This is a genomic window from Streptomyces sp. NPDC127092, assembly GCF_042722475.1.
Classification (GTDB): domain Bacteria; phylum Actinomycetota; class Actinomycetes; order Streptomycetales; family Streptomycetaceae; genus Streptomyces.
The window spans coordinates 1-1,378 of sequence record NZ_JBHXFE010000240.1 but is presented as its reverse complement, the minus strand read 5'-3'; the positions used below and the strand labels follow the sequence as shown (position 1 = coordinate 1,378).

The following is a 1,378-nucleotide window of genomic DNA, read 5'->3' as shown; positions in this document are numbered from 1 at the left end:
ATGGACAGGGTCTGCGCGATCTTCCGGGACGGCGTCGTGGTGATGTCGTGCCCGCCCACGGCGATCGTCCCGGCGTCGGCGTCCTGCAGCCGGCCGATCATCGTCAGCAGCGTGGACTTGCCCGCCCCGTTGGGCCCCACGAGCGCGGTCACTCCCCCGGCCTGGATGTCCAGGTCCACGGGTCCGATGCACACCTCATCGCTGTGGCGCTTCACCACGCCGCGCAGCTCGATCACAGACGTCCCTTTCTCATCACGACGACCAGGAAGGTGATGCCGCCGATCAGCTCGATGACCACCGTGACCGCACCTCCCGCGTAGAACACGTGCCGCAGCACGAAGTAGGCGCTCGTGAGCACCGCGTACCCGGCCAGCGCCGCCACCGGGAGGATGAACCGGTGGTCGTGGGTGTCGACGAGGCTGTACGCCAGCGTCGCCACGAGGAACCCGAGGAACGTCATCGGGCCCACGAGCGCGGTGGTCATGGCCATCAGCACGGAGACCAGCAGCAGCGTCACCATGAGCTCGCGCCGGTGGTGCAGGCCCAGGTTGGTCGCGGCGTCGGCGCCGAGCGCCACCGTGTTCAGGCGGCGGGAGCGCAGCCACAGCAGCGCGCACACGACGACGGCGATGGGCGCGGCGATCGCCACGTACTCGGTCCGGGCGTTGGAGATGTTGCCGAAGAGCCGCGCGCTCAGCAGGTCGAACGAGTTCGGGTCCAGCAGTCGGTGCATGAACGTGCTCAGCGCGGCCAGCCCGCCGCCCAGCACCACGCCCACGAGCAGCATCAGATGGACGCTGCCGTAGGGCCGGGAGAGCAGCCACGAGTACAGGGCCGTCGCCAGCGCCACCATGAGCGCGGCCTGGGCGAGGAACGGCCCCACCCCGGTCAGCACCGCGACGCCGGCGGCTCCCAGCACGTACACGGCGACGGTCGACACGGCGGTGTAGAGCGCCTCGAACCCCATGATCGAGGGCGTGATGATGCGGTTGCCCGTCACCGTGTGGAAGGTGACGGTCGCGAAGGAGTGGCACAGCGCCACGATGCCGATCACGCCCAGGGACTCCACGCGCATCCGCGCGATCATCCAGAACGCGCGCGAACCGGGTTCGGCCTCGTTGCCCCACAGCAGGATCCCGGCGGTGGAGAGCACGGCGACGGCGGCCAGCACGGCGACGACGACCGCATACCTCCGGCGGTCGGCGGCGGTGACGAACGCGCCGGACCGGCGCGGGGCGTCGGCCTCGACGGGCCCGGCCGCGGTGGCGCCGCCGGGCGGGGCGGGGATGCGACCCGGGGCGGTCGCGAGCGGCTCAGCCATGCTTGGCCTGCCTCAGCAGCAGGGCGAGGAACACGATCGCGCCCACGAGGCCCAGGA

At 71.3% G+C, this 1,378-nt stretch carries 2 protein-coding genes; both read right to left on the bottom strand.

Features of this window, described 5'->3' with window-relative positions:
- The coding region (locus ACFWJO_RS39305) for an ATP-binding cassette domain-containing protein (RefSeq protein WP_386873044.1) at positions 1-236 on the bottom strand (236 nt) is incomplete at its 3' end.
- The gene (locus ACFWJO_RS39300) at positions 233-1,321 is read right to left on the bottom strand and encodes an iron chelate uptake ABC transporter family permease subunit (RefSeq protein WP_036338043.1); all 1,089 of its coding nucleotides are present in this window, start codon (positions 1,319-1,321) and stop codon (positions 233-235) included. The genes ACFWJO_RS39300 and ACFWJO_RS39305, both read right to left, overlap by 4 nt.
- Positions 1,322-1,378 lie beyond the last annotated feature (57 nt).